The organism is Ktedonobacter robiniae (genome assembly GCF_016587375.1).
Classification (GTDB): Bacteria; Chloroflexota; Ktedonobacteria; order Ktedonobacterales; family Ktedonobacteraceae; genus Ktedonobacter; species Ktedonobacter robiniae.
Genome location: NZ_BNJG01000001.1, coordinates 3,986,560 through 4,005,768, shown reverse-complemented (window position 1 = coordinate 4,005,768; position 19,209 = coordinate 3,986,560). Strand labels below are relative to the sequence as shown.

18 protein-coding genes are annotated in these 19,209 nt (G+C 54.3%); 8 read left to right on the top strand and 10 right to left on the bottom strand.

Annotated features, from left to right (window positions below; genetic code table 11):
• The first annotated feature begins 302 nt into the window (after positions 1-302).
• The 5 genes from JMJ04_RS16710 to JMJ04_RS16690 all read left to right on the top strand — a co-directional run bounded on the left by JMJ04_RS16710 (position 303) and on the right by JMJ04_RS16690 (position 7,178).
• A complete protein-coding gene (locus JMJ04_RS16710; RefSeq protein ID WP_201371588.1) occupies positions 303-2,060 on the top strand; it encodes a peptide ABC transporter substrate-binding protein in 1,758 nt (585 codons plus the stop codon).
• Positions 2,061-3,089: 1,029 nt separating this feature from the next.
• A complete protein-coding gene (locus tag JMJ04_RS16705) occupies positions 3,090-4,049 on the top strand; it encodes an ABC transporter permease (RefSeq protein ID WP_201371587.1) in 960 nt (319 codons plus the stop codon).
• A gap of 20 nt (positions 4,050-4,069) precedes the next feature.
• Positions 4,070-5,158: an ABC transporter permease gene (locus tag JMJ04_RS16700; protein ID WP_201371586.1), complete on the top strand. Its 1,089-nt coding sequence runs from the start codon at positions 4,070-4,072 to the stop codon at positions 5,156-5,158.
• 19 nt (positions 5,159-5,177) lie between these two features.
• The gene (locus tag JMJ04_RS16695; protein ID WP_201371585.1) at positions 5,178-6,155 is read left to right on the top strand and encodes an ABC transporter ATP-binding protein; all 978 of its coding nucleotides are present in this window, start codon (positions 5,178-5,180) and stop codon (positions 6,153-6,155) included.
• A gap of 15 nt (positions 6,156-6,170) precedes the next feature.
• Positions 6,171-7,178: an ABC transporter ATP-binding protein gene (locus JMJ04_RS16690; RefSeq protein ID WP_201371584.1), complete on the top strand. Its 1,008-nt coding sequence runs from the start codon at positions 6,171-6,173 to the stop codon at positions 7,176-7,178.
• A gap of 211 nt (positions 7,179-7,389) precedes the next feature.
• Here the strand turns inward: JMJ04_RS16690 and JMJ04_RS16685 are convergent, their stop codons facing one another.
• A complete protein-coding gene (locus JMJ04_RS16685; RefSeq protein ID WP_201371583.1) occupies positions 7,390-7,767 on the bottom strand; it encodes a response regulator transcription factor in 378 nt (125 codons plus the stop codon).
• A 167-nt stretch (positions 7,768-7,934) separates the two neighbouring features.
• A complete protein-coding gene (locus JMJ04_RS16680) occupies positions 7,935-8,381 on the bottom strand; it encodes a response regulator transcription factor (RefSeq protein ID WP_201371582.1) in 447 nt (148 codons plus the stop codon).
• Between the two features lie 370 nt (positions 8,382-8,751).
• Between JMJ04_RS16680 and JMJ04_RS16675 the strand changes: the two genes are divergently transcribed.
• The gene (locus JMJ04_RS16675) at positions 8,752-9,774 is read left to right on the top strand and encodes a ThiF family adenylyltransferase (protein ID WP_201371581.1); all 1,023 of its coding nucleotides are present in this window, start codon (positions 8,752-8,754) and stop codon (positions 9,772-9,774) included.
• 205 nt (positions 9,775-9,979) lie between these two features.
• Positions 9,980-11,656, top strand: coding sequence for a methionine--tRNA ligase (gene metG / locus JMJ04_RS16670; protein WP_201371580.1), 1,677 nt, complete (start codon positions 9,980-9,982; stop codon positions 11,654-11,656).
• 81 nt (positions 11,657-11,737) lie between these two features.
• On the opposite strand, the gene JMJ04_RS16665 is transcribed toward metG, so the two are convergent.
• The 8 genes from JMJ04_RS16665 to JMJ04_RS16630 all read right to left on the bottom strand — a co-directional run bounded on the left by JMJ04_RS16665 (position 11,738) and on the right by JMJ04_RS16630 (position 18,199).
• Positions 11,738-12,352, bottom strand: coding sequence for a GNAT family N-acetyltransferase (locus tag JMJ04_RS16665; protein WP_201371579.1), 615 nt, complete (start codon positions 12,350-12,352; stop codon positions 11,738-11,740).
• A 93-nt stretch (positions 12,353-12,445) separates the two neighbouring features.
• Positions 12,446-13,480: an ROK family protein gene (locus JMJ04_RS16660; protein ID WP_201371578.1), complete on the bottom strand. Its 1,035-nt coding sequence runs from the start codon at positions 13,478-13,480 to the stop codon at positions 12,446-12,448.
• A gap of 8 nt (positions 13,481-13,488) precedes the next feature.
• Entirely contained in the window at positions 13,489-14,655 is a 1,167-nt protein-coding gene (gene tsaD, locus JMJ04_RS16655; RefSeq protein ID WP_201371577.1) for a tRNA (adenosine(37)-N6)-threonylcarbamoyltransferase complex transferase subunit TsaD, read from the bottom strand.
• A gap of 145 nt (positions 14,656-14,800) precedes the next feature.
• Positions 14,801-15,445, bottom strand: coding sequence for a ribosomal protein S18-alanine N-acetyltransferase (rimI, locus tag JMJ04_RS16650; RefSeq protein WP_201371576.1), 645 nt, complete (start codon positions 15,443-15,445; stop codon positions 14,801-14,803).
• Between the two features lie 22 nt (positions 15,446-15,467).
• A complete protein-coding gene (gene tsaB, locus JMJ04_RS16645) occupies positions 15,468-16,271 on the bottom strand; it encodes a tRNA (adenosine(37)-N6)-threonylcarbamoyltransferase complex dimerization subunit type 1 TsaB (protein ID WP_201371575.1) in 804 nt (267 codons plus the stop codon).
• A complete protein-coding gene (tsaE, locus tag JMJ04_RS16640; RefSeq protein ID WP_201371574.1) occupies positions 16,252-16,815 on the bottom strand; it encodes a tRNA (adenosine(37)-N6)-threonylcarbamoyltransferase complex ATPase subunit type 1 TsaE in 564 nt (187 codons plus the stop codon). The genes tsaB and tsaE overlap by 20 nt, the downstream gene beginning before the upstream one ends.
• A gap of 355 nt (positions 16,816-17,170) precedes the next feature.
• Positions 17,171-17,596, bottom strand: a complete 426-nt coding sequence (locus JMJ04_RS16635) for a hypothetical protein (protein WP_201371573.1) — start codon at positions 17,594-17,596, stop codon at positions 17,171-17,173.
• Positions 17,597-17,818: 222 nt separating this feature from the next.
• Complete coding sequence (locus tag JMJ04_RS16630) at positions 17,819-18,199, bottom strand: YraN family protein (protein ID WP_201371572.1); 381 nt, start codon at positions 18,197-18,199, stop codon at positions 17,819-17,821.
• Between the two features lie 173 nt (positions 18,200-18,372).
• Between JMJ04_RS16630 and JMJ04_RS16625 the strand changes: the two genes are divergently transcribed.
• Complete coding sequence (locus tag JMJ04_RS16625; protein WP_201371571.1) at positions 18,373-19,113, top strand: alpha/beta fold hydrolase; 741 nt, start codon at positions 18,373-18,375, stop codon at positions 19,111-19,113.
• Positions 19,114-19,209 lie beyond the last annotated feature (96 nt).

Here is a 19,209-nt window from a genome sequence, read left to right as displayed (position 1 = left end):
TAAAGTGAGTAGAGAGAGAGATAAGTCGATTGCTTCCCGCATATTTCTATTTACAGTAAAAAATATCTGCATTGCGCGCAAATATAGCTCACAGCCCATAAAAGAAGAGGGTTCTCTTTATCCAGGAATTCGGGTGCCAAAGCAGTCATCTCAACAGAATACCCTTCACCAGGCAGGTAATATGCTCTCTTACCCCTTTCAGGAGCAAGCAGGCATTACCTATATAAAATGCATTTCGAAGAAGCTGTTCTCAGCTCATAGAAATGCTCGTATGTACTATCCTTAGGACAAGGAGTATTTACATGCAACCTGGCAAGAAACATGCTGGTAAATTTTTACCAGCGATCCTGGTGCTACTAGCTATGCTGATCGTCGCCTGTGGCGGCAGCTCTGGCAACAGCACCGCGACGAGCAACAAGCTCTCCGATGACAAGCAGATCTATGTCTCCCCCGACAGCGGACTCTCCGACGTCGCCACACTCGATCCGGCCCTCTCTACAGACTCAGCATCTATCTCGGCATTGGATATGATGTTCGTGGGATTGGTCCAACTCGACGACAACCTCAAGGTATACGGCGAACTAGCGCAGACCTGGAATACCTCCAGCGATGGTCTGACCTGGACCTTCACCCTGCGCCAGGGGCTGAAGTTTAGTGATGGCAACCCCATCACCGCCGACGACGTGATCTTCAGCATTGACCGCGCCCTCAAGCCCGAACTCAAATCCACCGTCGCTCCCGCCTACCTGGCCCTGGTCAAGGACTCGGACAAGCGCTTCGCGGGGAAAATCCCAACCCTGATTAATGACAGCCTCTTCGCCCCTGATCCCTCAACCGTCAAGATCGTGACCACGCAGAAAGCCCAGTACTTCCTCGATGCCCTGACCTACTCTACCTCCTATGTAGTGGAGAAGAGCTTCGTCGAGAAGTATGGCGATACCGATTTCCTGAAACACCTCGGTGAGGGTGGCTGCTCGGGTCCCTTCATCCTGGATAAGCACGTCAGTGGTCAGCAGGTCAGCTTCATACCCAATAAAAACTACTGGGGTCCCAAGCCACAGCTGAAAAAGGTCGTCTTCCCCTTCTACAAAGATCCTCAGACAACCTATAAAGCCTACCAATCCAACCAGGTCGATACCGCTGGTGTTCCTACCGCGAACCTGGACCAGGCACGTGCGCTGCCTAATAAGCAGTTCCGCCAGGCCCCTGAGTTGGCTATCGACTACTACGCATTGAACTTCCTGGTGAAGCCCTTTAACAACATCAAGATTCGCCAGGCCTTTGCCCTTGCCATCGACAAAGACACCATTTCGCAGAACATCTATAAGGGTTCGCGCCTGCCAACTAACCATATTGTTCCCCAGGGCATGCCCGGTTACAATCCTAATTTGAAGGGACCTGGTGGTGTGACCAGCACCAAGGGCGACAAGGATCTCGCCAAGCAGCTCTTCCAGCAAGGCATGCAGGAAGAGCACTATACTACGGCGAACTTCCCACAGGTTACGCTGACCGTCGCCACGGGTGGTTCGCAAACAGCCAAGAACGAATTCCAGTTTGTGCAGCAACAGTGGAAGGATACTCTGGGCGTCAGCGTCACCATTAACGACGAGGACTTCAATAAACTCCTGGACGATACCTCTGCGGCCACTGGCAATGCCAAGGGTATTCAGATGTGGGCCATTGCCTGGATCGCGGACTATCCCGATCCTCAGGACTGGACCACCCTCCTCTTTGGTAAGGGTTCCCCCTACAATGAGACCAACTTTGGCGAGAACCAGTCGAAGAACGCTAGCACCGAGCAGCAGATCCAGAATCTGATGACGACCGCGGATGCCAATCAGAACAACGCTGAGCGCATCTCGCAGTACAACCAGATTGAGCAGCAGCTCGTCGACGATGCCGCCTGGATTCCCAGGTTGCAGCGCCAGAGCTCCTATGTCCTCAAACCCTGCGTCAAGGGTATTATCGATAACGCTCAGGGTCTGGTACCGCCAGCGGACTGGTCTAAGATCTACAAGACCAGCGATTCTCCTTGTGCCAACACCAACACTTACAAGTAGTCTTCTCTACACAGTAAGTAGCGCTTTAAACAGGCCAGTGGGTAGAATCTACCCACTGGCCTGTCTCCCTCTTAGAGCTTATTCCGAAACCCAACGTCACTGGCGTGCCTAGCGCTTCGCGCTCAGGGTTTCGGAGAAGTAGTTAATGAGATAATGACTGAAATGACGAGGATTTCTCAGCTAGCATCTATGCCTGCAACATAAGACAAACGTCCTATTAGGAAGGGAGACACAATAAGGGCCATCCGAACGTTCATTATGACCTTCTCTTCCTATGGAAACGGCGTCTCCATGGCGCACAATAACATATAATAGCTCAAGAGTAGACGCTGGTAGACCGCCATCTGCGTTCTGTTCTTGTAAGTCTTTCTGCCGATTGTCTCTTGTATGGTCTTCTTCTGTGAGAGAATTCGACATCTTCCGGCGTAGTGTAAAGTGAAAGCACAAGAAGAGAGGCTTATCCGTAGGCAGTGGTTTTTCTCTCGACTCAAACCAATAGAAACTGATCATTTTAACGCGCCTTTTACAATAAGAACAGTACCAGGACCCTGATAAATTGCATTCAGAATATGATAAAGCACTTTATCAATACACCAAAAACCCTTGTTGCCGCTAAAAAAGCAACAGAGGTAAGGCGCAGGAACTGGGACCGAATGCGGAACGAATGAGCAGTTGAGGCAAATCGACTAGAAAAAGAGTGATGTATCCCTCTTCACTGGAATGTAGCACGCACTGCATATAGAGCAGGACGGCTACAACTACAGTACGAGCGCACTCACCCTGGTTACACTCTTACTCATTTCTTACACTCATATCTCAAACGGCTCGCTTGACATACGCATCAGGCTAACTTACAATAGACAGCATCTATCCACGATCATGCATGGGTAGTTATAATCGGAGATCGTCTATGGAGAGGTGCCGTTTCATAGATATCGTACGATGAGCAAGAAATCTAGCATTTGCGCATAAGACCATCGTGGTCAACCTAGCAACACCAAACCTCGAGTAGGGAGTAAGGGGTACAACATGGTTCAATTCCTCGTAAAGCGGCTAATAGGGCTCGTCTTTGTGATTCTCGCCGTGACTTTCATCACATTCATTTTCGGCTATTTGGCTCCAGGCGATCCCATCAGAGCACTTTTAGGCCAGCACCAAGATCCTGTGCTGTATGCCCAGCTAAAGCATCAGTACGGCCTTGATCTACCCTGGTATCAACAGTATTGGAACTTCCTCAGTGGTCTGTTCCATCTCGATTTTGGCTACTCATTCCATACACAAGGACGCCCAGTCTCGGAGATCATCCTCCAGGGAATCCCCGCCTCAACTGAACTGGGAATATGGGCCTTAACGCTGACGTTGCTCCTGGGTATTCCGACAGGAATTGTCGCGGCTCTCAAAGCCAATACCTGGCTTGACACCCTGATCATGGGAACGTCGCTGATTTTCTGGGCCCTTCCAGCCTTTATTCTTGCCATCTTCGCACAGGTTCTCATTGTCTGGCTCGACAAGGTAACGGGCTACCCCTGGCCCGTAGCCAACTGGGGAACAGTGTGGAGCTACAATTGGAGTGATATCCAATACAAAATCGTGCCTGTGATCATCTTCGCGGCTCTTGGCTTTGCTTTCTATGCCCGTCTGACTCGCACCACCATGTTAGAGGTTCTACGCCAGGACTATGTCCGTACTGCGCGTGCCAAGGGCCTGCATGAGGGTGCGGTTGTGTACCGTCATGCCTTCCGCAACACACTGATCCCAATCATGACTGTGCTTGGCCTGGCAATTGGTACCATTGTAGCGGGTGCCTTCTTCATTGAGCAAATCTTCAACATTCCTGGAATCGGCTCTGCCGGTTTGCAGGCGGTGACGGACCGTGATTATCCGGTCATTCAAGCTACTACCGTCCTATTCGCGACCTGTGTTGTGTCCGGCAACCTTTTGTCGGATATTTTCTATACGTTGGTTGATCCCCGCATCAAAGCCGAGTAGGAGACAGGAGACACTAGAATATGGAAACAAGAGACAAGAACAATGCCTCCCCTGGTATGATAGCGCCTGACACAGCCATGCCAATGGAGAGTGAGTACGCGGTCGAAACAACGGGCAAGGATGGAATCCAGCCCGATATTCGGCAACCTAAAAAGTCGCCGACGCCTTTCCAGGATTCCATGCGCCGCCTGCGCCGTGACAAACGCGCTATGATCAGCCTGGCGTTCCTCATCTTTTTTATCATCTTGCCCCTTATTGGTCCAGTTATCTACCAACATGTTGGTGGTACCTATAACAGCACCACCTATGGCAATATCAGCCCTCAGCAGTATCATGATCCCTTCCACCAGGAATTGGATCGCCAGGATGAGAATCCTTCAGGCCAATACTTGCTCGGTACCGATAGTGTGGGCCGCGACCTCTTTGCACGCCTGATGGCGGGTATGTTGATCTCCATCGCTGTCGCGATCATCGTTGAGATCATTACAGTCGTGCTTGGCCTGGCCGTAGGTATCCTCGCTGGCTTCTATGGCGGGTGGATTGACCAGCTATTGGCCCGCTTTACCGATATTATGTTCGCCTTCCCGGGCTTGCTCTTCACTATCCTGCTCGCCGGTATTTTCGGCTCTTCGGCAGATGCAACCTTCAGTCATATTCCACTCGTGGGCGCAAACGGCAATGCACGCCTCGTGCTGGTCTCGATGGCCCTGGCCCTGGTCGGCTGGCCCTTCATGGCGCGCCAGGTTCGTGGCCTGACCCTCCAGTTGCGCGAACAGCAGTTTGTGGAAGCCGCCCGCACCATGGGTACCACTGACTGGAACATCATCGTCCGGCACATCGTTCCCAACCTGTTTAGCATCGTTATTGTGCAGGTCACTCTGGACCTGGGTTCGACCATTATCAACGAGGCCGGTCTCAGCTACCTGGGCCTGGGTGTACAGCCTCCTGGCTCCAGCATCGGTCTGATGATTAATGATGCCTCTAACCTGGTCGATACGCATCCTTGGGAAGTCCTGTTGCCCTCAATTGTGCTTACAATTATCGTCTTGAGCTTCTCGTTCCTGGGTGATGGCCTGCGTGACGCCTTCGATCCACGATCTAAAGACTAGTTAGCGGAGTAACATAACGATGACAGCCAATTTGTTGGATGTAAAAAACCTCAAAACCTACTTTTTTACGCGCAGTGGAGTGGTGAAGGCCGTAGACGATGTGTCCTTCTCTATCAAACCAGGCCAGACACTCGGCGTCGTGGGCGAGAGCGGCTGTGGTAAGAGTGTCACCGCGCTCTCTATCATGCGCCTGGTCGCCAACCCTCCTGGCAAGATCGTGGGTGGCGAGATCAACTTTAATGGCGAAAATATTCTGGACAAAGACATGGGCGAGTTGACCGACCTGCGCGGCAGCAAAATCTCCATGATCTTCCAGGACCCCATGACCTCTCTCAACCCGGTTTTCACCGTGGGTTACCAGATTGCTGAGACGGTCAAACGCCATAGAAAAGATGTCACCAATGACCAGGCCTGGAAACGCTCGGTTGAGATGCTTGACCTGGTGCGTATCCCTGACGCGAAGCGCCGCGCGAAGAACTATCCCCACGAGTTTAGTGGTGGCATGCGCCAACGCGTCATGATCGCTATCGCCCTCGCCTGTAATCCCCAGTTGCTCATCGCAGACGAGCCAACAACCGCTCTTGACGTGACCATTCAGGCCCAGGTGCTGGAACTGATGAAGGGTCTCTCGCAGGAGTTTGGCACAGCCGTCATGCTTATTACCCATGACCTGGGTGTGGTCGCAGGCACCTGCCAATATGTGAACGTAATGTACGCGGGCCATGTCGTAGAGTCAGCCCCGGTCAAGCAGATCTTTGAAAGCCCTGCCCATCCCTATACCATCGGCCTACTCAGATCGATTCCCCGCCTCGACGAGGGGCGTGGCTCCCGACTCACACCTATCGCCGGTCAGCCACCTGACCTCGCGAACCCGCCCGTCGGGTGTCCATATGCTCCACGCTGCCCTCGGGCGCAGAGCCGCTGTTTGAAGGAACTTCCGGTATTGCAGCCAGTCGGACGCGGAGAACAAGCGGCAGCCTGTTTCTATCCAAACTAAAGGGAAGAAAAGACGATGGTACAACAGCAAGTAGAAACTCCAAAGCAGACTGGAACCACTCTCGTCGATGTAAAAGGCTTGAAGGTTCACTTCCCCATTAAGGGCGGTCTTCTTGGTCGCCAGATTGGTTCGGTCAAAGCCGTAGATGGTGTCGACCTGCACATCCGCCGTGGTGAGACGCTCGGCCTGGTAGGAGAGAGCGGCTGCGGGAAGAGTACGACGGGTCGCGCGATCCTTCAGCTCATCAAACCAACCAGTGGTAGCGTCAAAATCGATGGCGCCGAACTCACGACGCTCCCAGCGGCTGAGGTTCGACGCAGGCGTGCCCAGATGCAGATGGTCTTCCAGGACCCCTATGCCTCGCTGGACCCGCGCTTCACCATTGGCCAGATCGTGTCTGAGCCGCTGGAAAACTTCAATCGCGGCAATCCCAGGCAGGTCCAGGAAGAGGTCGCCAGCCTGCTCAAGACAGTAGGTATCAATCCCTCCTACGTCAACCGCTTCGCGCACGAGTTTAGTGGTGGTCAGCGTCAGCGTATCGGTATCGCCCGCGCCCTGGCACTGCGTCCATCCTTTATCGTTGCCGACGAGCCAGTCTCGGCACTTGACGTCTCGATTCAGGCGCAGGTATTGAACCTGTTGCAGGAGTTGCAGGGACAATTTGGTCTGACCTATCTCTTCGTCGCCCACAACCTCTCGGTCGTGAAGCATATCAGCGACCGCGTGGCCGTGATGTACCTGGGGCGCGTGGTAGAGCTGGCCAAGAGCGAGACGCTCTATGAAACGCCACTTCACCCCTATACCCAGGCGCTTCTCTCAGCGGTCCCTGTGCCTGATCCAACCATTGAGTCACGCCGCAAGCGTATCATCCTTGAGGGTGACGTACCCAGCCCGGTCAATCCACCCAGCGGCTGTAACTTCCACCCCCGCTGCTGGAAAGCCCAGGCCATCTGCCGCGAGCAGATCCCCCAGTTGGAGGAGAAGCAGCCCAATCACTTTGCGGCCTGCCACTTCCCTGGCTAGCTACTGCCTGCTCGTTCCCTTTCAACTCGAGCACACAGAGACAGAAACACAACAGGAGAGGGGTTCTCAATTTGAGAGCCCCTCTCCTGTTGTGTTTCACTCACACCTCTCTATCACCAGCACATATAACTCCCCGCGAAGTGTCGCAGGCGCTGCGCATAGCTTATGACAGGGGGAGATATCAACAAGAACAAAAAAAGCCCCGCAAGGCTTAAACGTGGGTACGGCGCTCGAGGCGCTTGATACGTAAGAGGAGACGGATACGGGCCAGCAGGTGTTGCCCATCAAATGGCTTGACGACATAGTCATCCGCGCCCGCGTCAAAGCCAGCGACTTTGTCCTGGAGCGTTGAAAAAGAAGAGAGAAGCAAGATGGGAAGATACGAGAGGGAGGACCTGGCGCGCACATAGCGACAGAGTTCTAGCCCATCTTCCGATCTCAGGTGAACTTCTAGCACCAGGATATCGGGAGGAGCTTCTTCAAGCGCCTGTTTGGCCTCTCGTAGAGAGGCTACAGATTGAACAGTGAACTGGTCGCCAACCACGCGTTGTAGTTTCTCGTATGCAAGCACTTCACTGTCGACGAGCAAAATACTTAACCTACGCAATACCTTTAACCTACATGCTTTGTATTACGCCGTGGCCAGGGTATGGCCGCCGGGGACCGAGCTACAAATTTGTTACTCAAGATGAGAGTAAGAGAGAGGTACTATTTATTGTCGCCTTTCGATATGCACACAAGCAACACAGGAACAATCTATTCGCAATCCGTCTGCGTGCGCACGAGGTGGTCAGTACGATTCTGGCGCTCCTGAGGTGTCAGGCGCAGGACCCGCTCAATAGCCTCATTTAAGGCAGTTGGCTTAAACGGTTTGGTCAAGTATTCATCGGCCCCTGAAAGTAAACCCGTCATCTGATCTTCTTCACGCGTCATCGCGCTTAAAATAATCAGCGGAATATCAGCCGTACGAGCATCACCACGCAGACAGCGCACAAGTTGATAGCCACCCATACGGGGCATCTTCACATCTATAATCACGCAATCTGGATGCTCGGCATAGACCTGCTCCAGCCCTTGCACGCCATCATAGGCAACCGCAACCTGATAGACGCCCTGCAAGTTTACCGCATACTTGATGAGTTCCACAATGGTTGGATTGTCATCGATAACCAATACTTTTTTTATAGCATTCCCGCTATTCATAAAAGGTTCCCCATCACAAAACACAACCGTACTGGTTACAGGTTTCGCAGAGTTATTACTCTTTTGCATTGTAACACAGTTCTCTTCTACTGCCAACCTGCATTCTTCTGATTTGCGCACGCCTCGCTGGCTACTACATGCGCCCTTCCGAATGGGCAACGACACTGCTATATTAGTATGGTACATCATATATTCAGTAGGAGCAACTTGAAACAACATACCTCTGATGCAGACTACTGGGATGAGTCCTCAAAGCTCCGGGGAGAGCCAGTATGCCAGATGTGCCTATGTATGTTAGAATACACTGGACATGCGTACCATTTTCGCAAAACAAGAAATTTTAGCAGGCAGAGCGAAGGGAAACATTGTGATGCTCGAGCGCTATTCACGCCAGACACTCTTCGGACCCATTGGCAAGGAGGGGCAGGAGCAACTGCATGCCTCCACAGTCGCCATCATTGGCTGTGGTGCCCTGGGCACCGTTCTGGCAACGAATCTGTGTCGTAGCGGCATTGGGCACTTGACTATTGCCGACCGAGACTACATCGAGCTCAATAACCTGCAGCGCCAGATTCTCTTCGACGAAGAGGATGTCGCCAGGCGCCTGCCCAAGGCCATCGCCGCCGTTGAGAAACTGCACAAAGTGAATAGCGAGATTGCCATTGAGGCTCGAGTCGAGGATATCCAGGCCGAGAGCATTGAGGAGCTGGTACGCCAGAGCGACCTGGTCATCGATGCCACCGATAACTTCGAGACACGGTATCTGCTCAACGATGCCTGTATCAAGCACCAGCGCCCCTGGATCTATAGCGGGGTCATTGCATCGTATGGCGTCACCATGAATATTCTCCCGGGTGAGACACCCTGTCTGCGTTGTGTTTTTCCCGAGATGCCCCTGCCCGGTACCACGCCTACCTGCGATACGGCAGGCGTGCTCAATGGTATTGTTGGTGCAATCTCAGGAATCGCCTCAACCGAGGCGCTCAAAATACTTTTGCAGAGTGAGAAAATCAGTCGTGACCTGGTCTGGATGGACCTGTGGGAAAACACGGCTGAGCGCATCGCGCTTCCACGGCAACCTGATTGCCCCGCCTGTGGTGAACACCACTATGAATTTCTTGACGCGGAAGTCGGGTCCGTCACCACGACCCTGTGCGGGCGAAACGCGGTGCAGGTACGCAGTACTTTTGGGAAGGGTGGAGGAAGATTGGATTTTGCCGCGCTTGCAGAGCGTCTTGCTTCAGTAGGAGAGGTGCAGTACAACGATTTCCTGCTGCGCTGCGTCATTGATGGCTATGAACTCACCATCTTTCCGGATGCACGGTCCATTATCAAAGGGACGGATGATGAACAGGTCGCACGCTCTCTCTACGCACGTTTCATCGGCATGTGACCTTCAACTACTCACCTGATGTGCAACTTTTTTGCGTAACTTCTCGCGCCTACGGCGCTCGCCCGGGTAGGAGGTGTGGCGCGTGCTGGTGGCCTGCGGCCACCAGCACGCGCCACACCTCCTACCCGAAATAACTTGCACGTGGGGTCAAACATAACATCACACACGACTTTTACCACTATGTAAGGGAGATTCTAAGGAACTCATGAGTGAACATATTCTCGTTTGCGTCGCCTGGCCCTATGCCAAGACATCAACCCATGTAGGCCAGGTTGTTGGCGCCTATCTTCCTGCGGACACGTTCGCACGCTATCACCGCATGGCAGGCAACCAGGTACTAATGGTATCGGGCAGCGATGAGCATGGCACCCCCATTCTCGTTGATGCCGAGCGCCAGGGCATTTCGCCCCGGGAGTTTGTCGCACGCTATCATCAGCAAATTTGCGAAGTCTGGGAACGCCTGGGCATATCCTGGGATCTCTATACCGAGACCGGCACAGAGAATCATTACCGGATTACGCAAGACTTTTTCCTGACCCTGTATGACAAAGGCTACATCTTCAAAGATACCATGCAATCGCCATACTGCCCCACAGACCGGCGTTTCCTCCCCGACCGCTATATTGAAGGGACCTGCCCCCACTGTGGCTACGATTCCGCCCGTGGCGACCAATGCGACAACTGTGGCAAGACGCTTGACCCAGTAGACCTAATTCGCCCACGCTGTCGCCTCTGCGGAAGTAAGACTAGCACGCTCGAAATGCGCCAGACCGAGCACTTTTTCCTGGATCTCCCCAAACTCCAGGAGCCACTTGCAGAATGGCTCAACCAGGGCAAAGAGCACTGGCGGCCCAATACCCTGGCCTTCGCGCTCAACTGGATCAAAGAGGGCCTGCGCGCACGCGCCATCACACGCGACCTGGATTGGGGCGTTCCCATTCCCATTGAGGGCTACGAAGACAAGCGCATCTATGTCTGGTTCGATGCTGTCATCGGTTACTTCTCCGCCAGTGTGGAATGGGCCGAGAAACAGGGCAAACCCGAGGCCTGGAAGACCTGGTGGGTACCAGGCCAGACCGATCCAGCCGTCAAGGCCTACTACTTCATTGGCAAGGATAATATTCCCTTCCACACCATTATCTGGCCCGCCATGCTACTCGGCTATGGCAATCGGAACCTTCCCTACGATGTGCCAGCTAATGAGTTTATGACTATGAGTGGGGCCAAGGCCTCCAGCAGTCGCGGCAACGTCATCTGGACGCGTGACGTGCTTGAGCGTTACAGCGCGGATACCTTGCGCTACTACCTCTCGGCGACCGCGCCCGAGGGACGCGACACCGACTTCACCTTCGATGAAATGCTGCGCCGTAACAACGACGAACTGGTTGCCACCTATGGCAACGTTGTCCATCGTACACTCACCTTCTTGCAGAGCAAATTCGGCGGAGTCGTGCCTGAGCCACGCGAACTCAATGAGGCTGACCGCGCCATCCTGGCCGAAGTTGAGCGCGGCTATAAGCAGGTGGCGCATAGCATCGAGCAGTGCCACCTCAAAGATGGTCTCCAGGCCGCCATGGTGGTCGCCCGCGCCGCGAACCGCTACCTGGACGAGCAAGCTCCCTGGAAACAGATTAAAGTGGACCGTGAAGCTGCTGGCACCACCATCTATGTGATGCTCCAGGTGTTGAGCGCGCTACGCATCCTCTTCTGCCCCTACCTGCCCTTCTCCTCCCAGAAGCTGCATGAATACCTGGGCTTTACGGGCGATGTAAGCAAGCAGGCATGGCGCCAGGAGAGCGTGGCGGCTAATGCCACGCTACCCAAGCCCGCGCCACTCTTCCCCAAGCTAGAGAGCGACCAGGCCGAGGTCGCGGTAGGTTAAATAATTTGGTGAAGAAAACGTGATGCGTTCTGGCAGCCGCAGGCTGCCAGAACGCATCACGTTTTCTTCACCAAATATCCTCTATGTAGCGTTTGAGGCGAGACGCTTGCCCATCAGGATCGCAATCTCGTGCTCAGAGGAGCCAGGAGGATAGAAATGCTGCTGAACACCCCAGATTTCCAGGCCATTGTGCAAGTAGAACTGGATGGCGGGATAGTCGATGTTTTGTGTCTCCAGCACCATTGCCCAGCAGTCACGTTTTCGTGCCCAATCCGCAGCGCAGCGCAGCAACAGCGAACCGACGCCGTAGCGCCGGTACTGTCGCCCGACGATTACATCTTGAATATGCATCACGGCATGCTGGGGATCAGTACTGAGCAGGATCGCGCCAGCGATATGCCCCTCCGCTATGGCGACATAACCGCCTTCAATCTCTTGTAGTTGTTGCGCGACATCTTCCAGCGTTCGTCCCGCGAAGAAATCTTTGTAAATAGGAGGATCGACCTGGGTCTCCAGCAAATCAAAGGCAAACGCCAGGCGACTCAGCTCTTCAGGCGCGGCCTGCGGGAGAAGGTGATCGCGCACATGCAGCGTGTACACACGATCCGTTTCGAAATCATGCTCTAATTTATAGAGGTCCGGGGCGTCATCGACCTGCACAGCGCGCACTTCGATGTGGGGTGTCTCTTCGTCCATGACAACAGCCACCAGAGTCTTTCTGGCCTAGAGGCCATAGGCGGCGCCACCACCCTTGAGCGATGACGCCACATTCATTACATAGCAGCCTGCCTACTTTTTCTGCTTGCCGTTATCCTGGGCATCGCCATCTAATTGAATGCCCGTGGCCATGGCTCCCATGCAGGCTGCTCCCACCACGCCGGAGAAGTCGCCAAGCTTGGCCTTATGGATAGGTGTACGACGCGCCGGCGTTGCCAGAGCCGCGGTACGCGCCCGATGCTCAGCCGTATCGAAGAGCAGATCGATGGCTTCAATCACGCCGCCACCCAGAATAATGCTCTCGGGATTGTAGACGTTCATAATACTGCCCAGAGCAATACCGAGGTAGTTCGCCGCTTCCTCCACCACCTCAATTGTCAGTTCATCCTTCTGGCGAATGGCGTCGGCGAGGATACCCGAGCGAATAATCGTCTCGCCCTGTTTCAGTTGGCGCTGCGCATCGCTCGCCAGAACCGATTGGCGACCATGATGGATTTCGGCCATAATGGCGCGGGTGATCGCTGTACGCGAGGCATAGGCCTCCAGACAGCCACGAGCACCACAACCACAGATGCGTCCACCAGCCTGAATCACCATGTGCCCAATCTCGCCAGCGGTCCCGGTGCTCCCTGTGTAGAGATGCCCCTCCTGCACGATACCCGAGCCAATGCCTGTCCCAACAAAGACGCAGATAAAGTTGCTGTAACCACGACCGGAGCCATAGAAGAACTCGCCACGCGCCGCCACCTCGACATCGTTGCCTACCGCGACTGGTACGTTGAATTGTTTCTGTAGAATTTGTCCCAGCTGCATATTGCGTACACCCAGATTAGGGGCATCGATGATCACTCCATTCTGGCGGTCAATCATGCCCGCGGCCCCCACCCCAATCGCCACCAGGTTATCACTCGCGTCCAGGTTTGCGCTCTGAATGGCTGCTGTGGCCAGCTCAATGGTCCGCTGGCTGACAAAATCGGCGCCACGCTCAGCACGTGTACGCTTACGAGCGGAGGCCAGGACCTCGCCCGTGTGCACATCCACAACAGCGGCAAGCGTTTTGGTTCCTCCCAGGTCAATACCGAGAGCATAAGTTTTTTGTTTTGGCATTTTCCACGTCACCTTTGAACAAATGGCAAACTAAGACCTGGCTGCACATCAAGATCAAGCCCATGCCGCTCTCCCCGGCTCAGGTGGAAAAAGGCCGCGCTTGCGATCATCGCAGCGTTGTCTGTACAAAACTCAATCGGCGGGTAGCTCAGTCGCACATGGAGCGGCGTCAGTTCGCGTTGTAGGCGCTCACGAAGGCTCGCATTGGCGGCCACTCCACCCGCCAGCACCACTTGCTTAACATTGTACTCTTGAGCGGCCTGGCGCGTCTTGACTGCCAGTACATCAACAATGGCTTCTTGAAAACTCGAGGCCAGCAGAGCCACATCGGGCGCTCCCGCCTGCGCGGCCTGCTCGCCCATACGAGCATAGCGGCTTCCCTGCTTAGCCTGGCCAGTGCTGCGTAGCTCAGGCGCGACTCCGGTTGCCCCCTCGGCCAGGTGCAGCATGGCAGTCTTCAAGCCACTAAAGCTGAAGTCATAGGTACCACGCAACCAGGCCCGTGGCAAGAGATAGGCTTTACGAGCCTGCTTCAGCGATTTCTTCTGTTGACGCAGTTCCTCTTCGACCCGCTGTGCCGCCCGCTGGATAGCTGGCCCTCCTGGATACCCCAGGCCTAGAATACGCGCGACCTTGTCAAAGGCCTCGCCCGCCGCATCGTCACGCGTTTGGCCCAGCAATTCATAGTGTCCATGTTCGCGTACCAGCACGAGTTCGCTGTGAGCGCCAGAAACCACCAGGCAGATCAAGGGAAACGCTGGATCTCCCTCGCTGATGGCCTCAACTCCTGCCTGCGGTTGCTCACCCTGGCGCAACCAGTTCGCGTAAATATGCGCCTCCAGGTGGTTCACCCCCACAAAGGGTTTAGTACGTGCCAGGGCCAGTGATTTCCCTACGGTCAGGCCTACCAGCAGCGAGCCTGCCAGTCCCGGCCCATAGGTAGCTGCAATCGCGTCCACATCATCCCAGCCACAATGTGCCTGCTCTAACGCAGCCTCCAGTACGGGAATAATGGCCGTGAGCTGCTGACGCGAGGCAACTTCCGGCACGACTCCCCCATAGCGATTATGTACCTCAATCTGTGAGGCCACGATATTTGAGAGCAGATAGCGCCCATCTTGAACAATTGCAGCCCCTGTCTCATCACAGGAGCTTTCGATACCCAGTACAAGCATAGATACAGTCCTAATAAATGAAGTAACCCGATGTGCAATGTGTTGGCGTGACGTCTCACACCTGCGGTGCTCGTCAGTGTAGGTGTTTGTGGTATCTCCTGGCAGCCGAAGGCCACCAGAGATACCACAAACACCTACACGAATATTATTGCGCCTCTAGCTTATGATACAAATCTGCTTTTAAGGCCAGGAACTGCTGACGATAGGTATCTGAATGAATCTCATCCGTCCACATGATAAGTGCATCTTCTTGATTATCACTGTAATAGCGATGACGTACGCCTGCTTCTCGGAAGCCATATTTACGATAGAGGCTCTGCGCGGAATAATTTGAGACACGAACCTCAAGGGTCACCCACTTCGCACCAATCTCGTAGGCGATATCGATCAGGCTCACCAGCAGCAGTTCGCCCAGGCCCCGGCGGCGAAAATCGGGATGCATAGCGATGGTTGTCACATGTGCTTCATCAACCATGAGCCAGAGACCCGCGAAGCCCAGGATGGACGCCAACTCTGGCACCGGCATAGATATCGCCGGGCGATTGGGCAACAGTGAGAGCGGGAAGAGGCGATTCCGGCGTGGTTTCTCCTGATCCGCGGCTACAACTGTCTTTGTAGGCTCTCCATCTAGTAATTGCTTGTCACGCAACACAATATAATGCGCCCAACGATTGTCCTGAAGCTCTTTGCGATAGGCACTTGGTGGCCAGGTCGATGGATAAGCCAGGCGCTCTATTTCAATGACGCGCGGCACGTCTGCCATCGTCATTCGGTCAATGACGTAACGCACCCTTCTCCCTTTCTGTTCTCGTTCAGCCAGCTTGTGTGGCTTCACTCTCCGGTGGCGTCACGCCTGCGAGCAACGGTTGTTTGCGTGTGCTCTTCGTGATAGATGGACGCCGCAAATACAATGGTTCAAGCGTGAATGGATCGTCGCTCTGACCCATGCGTAAACGCTGTAGCCCCAGCATAGCCAGTGTAGAGGCCCGGCGCGCTGACTCATGTGCTGTGGCGAAACGCCCCTGCGATCCCAGCAACGCCTGAAGCGCGACACGTGATGGCTGTTTCAGTTCGCCACAGAAGAGCCATGGTGGCGTCTCTGTGGCGGCCTCTGCCCCACCTGGCAAGCTCGCGCGCAGGTGTGCTACCAGGGCAGCAGGCTCCAACACGAGGTAATCGCCCTCACGCTCCAGGCGCCTCTGCACCTCGCCCTCGGGCGTAAGTTCCTCCTGAGAGTGATAGCACGCGGCATACAATTCACCGCGCCCAGCCTCTAGAACGGCACAGAGAGGCCCTTGCCAGGCAGATTGCTGCGCGGCGACACTATCAAGGGTGGGAATGGCCAACAAGGGCTTTTGCAGAGAAAAAGCCAGCGCCTTCGCTGTCGAGACAGCAACGCGTACACCATTAAAAGAACCCGGTCCGGCTGCGACGATCAGCGCATCGACCTGTGCCAACGTGGACTGACAATCTGCAAGCAAGCGCTGCATATTTTCCAGTAGCTCCACGCTGTGATTAGTGCCAGCGTTCCAGGTATATTCTCCAAGCAGCGCTTCTTCTGTACAAAGGGCGATGCTAGATTGTCGTGTAGAAGTATCAAAAGCCAGTAGAAGCATAAATTTGTTTCTGTAAATGTCGCAATAGCTCGCAATGGACTGTTCCAGTTGCGATGAACCGCAGGCGACGCTCCGTTTCATTGATAACCGATAGGTGGATCGCAAGGCGCTCTGGTAACCAGGAGATATCGGCATTCTCAGCCCATTCAATAACACAAACGCCCGAGCCTGAAAAATAATCTTCAAAGCCCAGGTCAAGTATCTCATCGGGATCTTCCAGCCGGTACAGATCAAAGTGATAGAGGGCCGGTCCTCTCTGTGAGGATACCGTAGGCCACGAGCCAGCAATCCGCTCAGACTGCGCACGTGGCTGTCCCGGATACTCTTTCAAAATCGTAAATGTGGGGCTACTAATAGTAGTGGTAATCCCCAGCCCCTTCGCCAGCCCCTGCGTAAAGGTCGTTTTCCCAGCCCCTAGCTGCCCCTCAAACAAGAGCAACTCCCCACCTCGCAATAAGGTACCCAGGGTACGACCAATATGCTGCGTCTGCTGCGTGCTCCGGCTGACAAGTTCGAGTGTCTCTCTTGGCAAATGTTCAGTCACAACCAGACAACCTTCACCACAACGCAACGCCTCCAGCAACGAACGGAGGCGCTACTCTTCTTTCTCGTGGAAAATTTCATTTGACCATTGCCAACGACGTGCCAGAAAATACATTCCTCGCATGCATAGGGCAGAATGGTGAACTTATTATAGCATACCCTCGTGACGACTATGCGACCTCACCAGTCAGCAACTGCTCACGCGTTAACGGCGCAATACAGCAGTCGATGGGCAAGTAAGCGCCACACTTAACGTAGTTTGGCCCCACAGGCACGGCAATAGAGCGCATTGGGACGCACAACGCTCTTACAATTGGGACAGATCGTTTGCCCCTGCGCCGTCGGAGTATTGCCGGTCACTGGCTGATAGTTTGGCGCAACACTTGAAGCTGGGGGAGGCGTGCCAGGCTGTGGATTGGTGTTTGGATTCCCCTGGTTTGGAGAGGGGGAGTGTAGTTGGTGGTCTGACCCGGGGCATACTGATCGGCCGGGTAGATCTCTCTTTTTACCTCATCTAACTGCTCTTCGCGCCGCTTCACATCATGATCAAGCTCGATAATGCTCGCGCAGAGACGCGAGAGCTGGGAATCCGTCAAAGCCCCCTGCTGATACAAGTTCATAGCTGTAACGGTCAGGTCATTCAAAAGCTGCTGGCGCTGCTCCAGCAGTTTATCAATCTCGCCTTGCTTGCCACGGACACGCATTTGTTTCTGCGCTTCCCAACTTGTGCGACTGACAGCGGTATTCAAGAAATTTTTTGCCGATTCAATAAAGTCACTCATCTCTGCCTCCAAAATCTGTGTCAGGTGTTCTTTTGGCCTGCACAACTGCTACATTGTATAGTATTTTCTTGATATCTGTCTATTTTTGCACGCCAACTGCTCTGTTAAAGTTCAACTGAAAGGTATTCATGCCGCCTGTGGCGGCATAGGAAAGGGACGCAGAGGGGCTGACGCCCCTCTGCACTCCCCACTTTTCCTTTCCAATTGAGCTTTAACAGAATACTACTCTTCTATTACTGCGTGCTGGTAGAGCCGAATCTCTCTGGTCGCCCCCTGCGTATTCAGATCAATCGCGACGACGTCTATGCGCCATGAACGCTCAGTAAGCCCGTGATGAGTCAGGTAGTATTGCGCCACCTGAATGAGCTTGTGCTGCTTACGCTTATGCACAGCCTCTTCCGGCAAGCCGTAGCTCCGTCCCCGGCGCGCCTTAACCTCCACAAATACGAGGTCTTCTCCCTCTTCCGCGATAATATCAATCTCGCCAAAGACACAACGAAAATTGCGTGCCACTATATGATAGCCACACTCCTGTAACCTGGCTACGGCCAGATCCTCACCAAGTATACCCAGACTTCGCTGCACACTCTTTTTCTCTGGCACAACTCCTCCCATCCTCTTATGGCTCTACAAAGCTAGTACGAAGCACCAGGTGAAATGTTGTGCCGGGTTTATAGTAGCGTGCCGATTGATGCCAGCACGCTACTATAAACCCACTCTCATAGGATATGATAGAGATATTAGGACATCTGTTAAGACAAGGAGGACTCACCCACATGCAGATAGTACCCAGGCCCCTGGTTTTCATCCATGGCTCAGGCGATAATGCCCGGATATGGGATACGCTACTGCCCTATTTTCAGCAGCAGGGGCAACACCCTACCTACGCGCTCGACCTCCCCGGGCATGGCAAGCGGGCAGATACGCTGCCCGCGACGGCGAGCGTTGCCGACTACGCCAGGGAGGTCGCCCATATCCTGAGCAATGGGCTACATCTCTCCTCGGCGATTATCGTTGGGCACTCCCTGGGTGGGGCCATCGCGCTCACGCTTGCGTTAGAGTATCCACAGATGCTCTCGGGGCTGGTCTTGATCGGCAGTGGAGCGCGCCTACGCGTCCATCCTACCTTGTTAGAGGAGGCCCAACACCAGCCAGGCATGGCCACAGAGCGACTGACAGCGCTGGCCCTGTCACCCAGCACTAGCGCCAGCATGCTACCTCGCCTGTTACAACAGAAAGGCGCCAATGATATGCAGATGCTCTACCGCGACCTGGCCGCCTGCAATAGCTTTGATGTCATGGAACGCATCCCTGGGATCACGCCGCCAACCTGCCTGCTCTGTGGCGAGGATGATCAGCTCACGCCTCCTAAGTATAGTCGTTATCTCCAGCAGCAACTTACGCACGCATCTTTGCAGATTCTGCCCACCGCAGGACACTACGTCATGTGTGAGCAAGCGGAGGCAACCTATCAGGCGCTCTCATTGTGGCTACAAGAAATCGAAGGTGATGCCTAGCTACGCGCTGTCTCCCAAGGGAGGTACCCTAGCTCATCTCACCCCCTCGACGCTCTACGGCTGTTCGTGTTACAATAATCGAGCAGCACTTAAAAC